This is a genomic window from Kitasatospora sp. NPDC059803 (genome assembly GCF_042732255.1).
In the GTDB taxonomy this organism is placed as follows: domain Bacteria; phylum Actinomycetota; class Actinomycetes; order Streptomycetales; family Streptomycetaceae; genus Kitasatospora.
The window spans coordinates 1-5,579 of sequence record NZ_JBHWIJ010000421.1; the positions used below are offsets into that span (position 1 = coordinate 1).

The 5,579-nt window shown below is 75.2% G+C and carries 3 protein-coding genes and 1 pseudogene; 3 read left to right on the forward strand and 1 reads right to left on the reverse strand.

Annotated elements, in window-relative coordinates; translation table 11 throughout:
• Positions 1 to 48 precede the first annotated feature (48 nt).
• Entirely contained in the window at positions 49 to 612 is a 564-nt protein-coding gene (locus ACFV6I_RS37110) for a hypothetical protein (RefSeq protein ID WP_380430442.1), read from the forward strand.
• Between the two features lie 426 nt (positions 613 to 1,038).
• On the forward strand, positions 1,039 to 2,106 hold the full coding sequence (locus ACFV6I_RS37115; RefSeq protein WP_380430445.1) for an HAD-IA family hydrolase: 1,068 nt from the start codon (positions 1,039 to 1,041) through the stop codon (positions 2,104 to 2,106).
• 149 nt (positions 2,107 to 2,255) lie between these two features.
• On the opposite strand, the gene ACFV6I_RS37120 is transcribed toward ACFV6I_RS37115, so the two are convergent.
• Entirely contained in the window at positions 2,256 to 3,056 is an 801-nt protein-coding gene (locus tag ACFV6I_RS37120; RefSeq protein ID WP_380430447.1) for a GNAT family N-acetyltransferase, read from the reverse strand.
• 991 nt (positions 3,057 to 4,047) lie between these two features.
• Here ACFV6I_RS37120 and ACFV6I_RS37125 point away from each other — a divergent pair.
• Positions 4,048 to 5,050: pseudogene (locus ACFV6I_RS37125) on the forward strand (helix-turn-helix domain-containing protein); the annotation flags it as partial.
• Positions 5,051 to 5,579: the final 529 nt, after the last annotated feature.

Sequence of the window (5,579 nt, forward strand, 5' to 3'; positions counted from 1 at the left end):
GCCTGGGCCCAGGCGGCCCGTCACCGGAGACCCTGCAGGGTCGGCCGGGTGCCCGCCACGCCGCTGGCGAGGCCCTGGACGGTCGTGCCGGGCGAGGCCGCCCCGTCGGACCAGGCCGCACAGAGCGCGCACGAGGCCCCGGGGAGCACCCGGCTCCGGGCCGGCTTCCTCAGCGCCCGGGGTGTGATCGGCGGTACCAGCGACGCCCGAGGCACCAGCCGGCGCGCCGGCGCGCCGGGCGGCGGCGTCGCCAACCCGCTCGCCGGCGTGCTCGTCGACACGGTCATCAGCCCGCTCGCCCCCACGCTCGCCCCTGCGCTCGTCGGCCGGTGCGCAGCCGGGCTCGTCGGCTTGGGCGTCGACCTGGTCGTCGGCTCGGTCATCGGCCTGCCTACTGGCGGGCAGGCGACCCGATACATCGGCGTGCCCGTCGGCTGGAGCGAGGTCCGCGCGGCCGTCGTCGTCCCCGGCGCCTGCGCCCACGCTGCGGGGCGCGTCCGGCTCCACCGGTCGGAAGGACTCAAAACCAGCCATGGCTCACGGCTCTTCAGGGGAGAGGGGCCGACAGGAGAGGACAACGCCGCCCGGGCAGCAGGCCCGCCCACGGGATGACGTCGGTCTGCGCCGCGCAGCACCGTATGTGACCTGTTCCTTTCAGAGTACGACGGGTGTGAGGCCCAGCCCAGCGGTGAGGCCTCGGAGCGGCATTGTTCCCGCGAAAGGAGGATGCGCCCGCCGTCGGCAGTGCGCCCCGCCCGCAGGCCACGCGCCCCCTCCAGAAAGGAGGTTCCCTGGAGCTTGACTGAGCGGACCGGGCGACGCAACAGGCCTGCCGGACACCGTGACCGGACTGTCATGGATCGGCGACGATCCGTTGCGACACGTCGCGAACCGTCACGCCCCGCCAGCCTCAGCCGGCCCGTCCGGACCCACCCGTACGCCAGGTCCTGGAACCCGTTTCAGCCACTACGTACGGCTTCGCGACGTGGTCTGGCATTTGCCAGGTGCATAGGCGCGGCCGCTGGCACCATGCTTGGCATGCCCCTGCTCCTGTTCGACCTCGACAACACGCTGCTCCCCAGGGACGCCGCTTTCCGGGCCTGGGCTCAGGATTTTCTGTCCGAGCGCGACCTGCCGCCCGGAGACCTCGAATGGTTCGTCACTCTCGACGGCGGCGGCTACGTGCCGCGCAGCACCGTACTGTCCGCCGTCCGGCGCCGCTACGGGTTGGACGTCTCCACCGAGTTCCTGCTCGCCCACTACCGACACGGCATCAACTCCCACATCCACTGCCCGCCCGGACACGTCGACGCGCTGCAGGCGGCACGGGCGGCCGGGTGGACGCTCGGCATCGTCAGCAACGGCGGCACACGGCCGCAGTTGGAGAAGATCCGGCGGACCGGGCTGGGGCCGCTGGTCGACGGCTGGGTCATCTCCGAGGAGGCCGACTGCGTCAAACCGGATCCGCTGATCTTCGAGATAGCCGCCCAGCGGTGCGGCGTCGTGCCCACCGGGACGTGGGCCGCGCACACCTGGATGGTCGGGGACCACGCGCCCGCGGACATCGCCGGCGCCGAACTGGCCGGCCTGCGCAGCGTCTGGCTGCACCACGGCCGGCCCTGGGCCGAGAGCGGCTACCGGCCGACGCTGAAGGCGGCCGGCCTGCCGGAGGCCGTCGGTCAGGTGCTCGCCGCACGCGGCGCGCCGTCGGCCCGGCCGGGTCTGCGCGCGGGCGGGCCGGTCCAGCGACGGTCCGCCGGGGTGCCGGTGCGCACGGGGGCGCTCCTCGGCGCGCGGACCGGCGCACGGCCGACGGAATCCGCCCCTGACGGCTCGTTCGCGCCTGCTGCCGTGAACGCCGGAACGGCCAGTGCCCCCGGTGGTTCGATGGCGGGGTCGGATGTCCGAAACCGCACCGGCGAGTTTGCCGTGGTCGCCGACAGCCGTCCTGGCCTGGTCCCGGGCGCGGGCCCGGCGACGGACCCGGGAGCGAGCGTGCTGCGCCCCGTCGCGGTGGCGCACCCAACGGCCGTCCGTACGGCGGCGGATGGGGCGGGGCCCGCGCGGACCACGTTCGCCGTGGCGCCGGCGGCGGCCGCCCCGTAACACCCCGCTTGAACGCGCCACCTCGCGCACCCCGTCCCTCACACGCACCGCACGCCCTTCACGCACCCCGCCGCACCGCGCCCCGCCGCAACCAGCGCCCCGCACCGCACCGCAACCAGCGACGACCCCGCCGCGGGGCGGCCCGGCCGTCAGCCGTGCGCGGAGGTCCGGGTCCACCAGCAGGTGCGGGCCTGCGCGGTGAACCCGAGCTTGCGGTAGAGCGGTTCGCCGAGCGAGGTGGCGACCAGAGTGGCCGGGCGGTCGGGGTGCGCGTGGGCCAGGGCGGTCTGGAGTACGGCGCGGGCCACGCCCTGGCCGCGCCGGTCGGGCAGGGTGGCGACCCAGTACACCCCGGTGGCCTGGCCGTCGTCGTAGGTGAGGCAGGTGCCGGCGGTGGCGCCGTCGACGCGGCCCAGCCAGGCCCGGAGCCCGGGTTCGCGCAGGAGCTGTTCCGGGAGCGCTTCGCCACGGGTCCAGGGCTGCCGGGCGGGCAGCGGGAAGCCGTCCACGATCGCACGCTCGACCTGCGCGAAAGCATCGCCGTCCAGCGCCTCATCGACCGTCAGGGAGCCGCCGCCGTGCGCCTTCGAGAGCGAGGGGAGGACGGCCGGGACGCCGTCGACCGGGCCGGGTTCACGGGTCATCACCGGCATGACCGGCATCCGGGTGGCGCCGAACCGGGTCAGGTCGAGTGCGCCGTACGGGTCCTCCAGGGTGAAGCAGATGGTCTCCCACTCCTTCAGGAGGTCAGCCAACTCCCCTTCCACCAGCGCTGGTTCGACGTACGGACTGGTGACCACGAAGCGGTGTGAGTCCTCCGGGGTGCGGGCGCAGCGGACCGCCGTCAGGCCCGGGCTGGTGCGGAACCGCCAGCCGTGCACGCGGGCTTGGGCGAGCCAGAAGGCGGCGGCGTTGTCGTTGGCCTGTTCGAGCCGGCTGTTGGTGTTCACGGCAGGACGGTAACCCGGAGGTCGCGCCCCGGTTCCGCCGCCCCGGCCCTGGCCGGATGAAGCCTGGGAGGCGCACGAGCTCATTTCGTGCGCCCTCTCGTGCACCGCCGATTTTCGGTCAATTTCGCGCCGATCCCTCCCGCTTGGGCAAATCCGCAGCCCAGACCCGCCGACCGGGCGCGCGCGGGCCGGACGCCCCAGGACCGGCCCCGCGACAACCAGCCACCGTTGCACCGGCCCTCTTCCCAGAAGGGTCGACGGGTGCCACGCTTCGTGATCGAATGCATCACGCCAAATTGCCATGTCGACATAGCGTCGGATGGTGAACTTGTCACAACGGCAATGGTCCACCCGATAGATTTCGATCTTGGCGAGCAGCAGTGCCGCACCACCCACACCACACCACCGAGGGGGCTTGAGCGCCTTGAGCAGGGTGAGCAGGAGCGACGCGGGTCCTGACAGCGGCCAGGCGGCGGCCGGTATCGCGGCTCGGTCCGCGAGAAGCACCGGCACCTCCGCGACCGCCGCCACCACCCGCAACTCCGGCACCCCGGGCGCCGTCTCGCACTCCTCGTACCCCACAGTGCCTTCCCCCGGCATCGCCGCCACGGGCACCTCGGCGGCGGCCGCAGAGCACGGCGGAGCGGCACACGGCGGGCAGGCGTACGGCGGTCCCGCGTACGGCGGGTCGGCACACGTCGGAGCAGTGCACGGCGGGTCGGCACACGGCGGCCAGCAGGCGCACTCCGGACAGGTCGTCAGCCGAGGCACCGTCAGCCCGGCGCAGGCCTACGGCGCCGACTTCCCGGCCTATCCCGGCTACCCGGGGGCGGGCGGAACGATCGGCGCGAATGGCGCGATCGGCGCCCCTGGCCTGAACGGCGCCCCCACCGGCTCCCTGGGCGGCCCCCTCGCCAGCCTCCCCCTGGGCTCCCCCGGCCACGGCCCGCTGGGCCACGGCGGGCCGGGCGCGAACGGCTCGTCGACCCCGATGACGGTCTCCGCCCCGCGCAAGCTCTCCGGCCGCCGACGCCGGGAGACCGTCGCGGTGCTGATCTTCGGCGGCGCCCCGATCTTCGAGAGCTCGATCCCGCTGTCCGTCTTCGGCGTCGACCGCCAGGACGCCGGGGTACCGCGCTACCGGCTGCTGGTCTGCGCCGGCGAGGACGGCCCGCTCGCCACCACCGGCGGCCTCACCCTCTCCGCTCCGTACGGCCTGGAGGCCCTCGCCCGGGCCGGCACGATCGTCGTACCGGCCTGGCGCTCGATCTCGCAGCCCCCGCCGGTCGAGGCGATCACCGCCCTGCGCAAGGCCCACCACGAAGGCGCGCGGATCATCGGGCTCTGCACCGGCGCCTTCGTCCTGGCCGCCGCCGGCCTGCTCGACGGCCGTCCGGCGACCACCCACTGGATGTACGCGCCGACGCTGGCCAAGCGCTACCCCCGGGTGCACGTGGACCCGCGCGAGCTCTTCGTCGACGACGGCGACGTGCTCACCTCGGCCGGCACCGCCGCCGGCATCGACCTGTGCCTGCACGTGGTGCGCAGCGACCACGGCGCCGAGGCGGCCAACGCGCTGGCCCGCCGCCTGGTGGTCCCGAGCCGTCGCAGCGGCGGCGGACAGGCCCAGTACATCGACCAGTCTTTACCTGAGGAGATCGGCAACGACCCGCTGGCCGAGGTGGTCACCTGGGCGCTGGAGAACCTCAACCAGCAGTTCGACGTCGAGGTGCTGGCGGCACGCGCGTACATGAGCCGACGCACCTTCGACCGGCGGTTCCGCACGCTCACCGGCAGCGCGCCGCTGCAGTGGCTGATCACCCAGCGGGTGCTCCAGGCGCAGCGGCTGCTGGAGACCTCGGAGCTGTCGGTGGACGACGTCGCCCGCCGGTGCGGGTTCCGTTCGCCGGTGGCGCTGCGCGGGCACTTCCGGCGCCAGCTCGGGGTGTCGCCGGCCGCGTACCGGACCAGCTACCGGGCGCGCCGGCCCGGGCCGCAGTCGGCGGTGCCGACCGGGCCGCACGGCGGCGACCTGCGGCTGCCCGGCGCCCTGCCGCACGCGGCGGCCACGGCCGGGTCGGCAGCGGGCGCGGCACTGTTCGGCGGGGCACACGGCAGCCAGCACGGCGCGCAGCCCGCGTACCCGTTCCCGGCCGGGAACGGCGCACCGGCGCAGGTCGGCCCGCACGGCCAGCCGCTGCCGCACGGCGCGTCGCCGGCCGCGGCGGGGCAGCCGGGCCCGCACGGCCAGCCCGGCCCGTTCGGTCCGGGGCAGGCCGGGACGCCGGCCGACCGGGCCTTCCACGCCCGGGCCGGGCAGCCGTACCCGCACCAGCAGGCCGCGCAGCAGCCGCACCCCGGGCAGCAGGGTGCGGGGCGAGGTCCGGTGCGGTCGCCGCTGGTTCCGCCGCAGGCCGGGTCGGGGGCGGGGCGTCCGCCGCGCACCGCGGAGCACGCGGCGGCGGAGGACGGCCACCCCCAGCCGGGGGCGCGCGGCCAGGGGCAGGGGCACCGCAGTGCGGT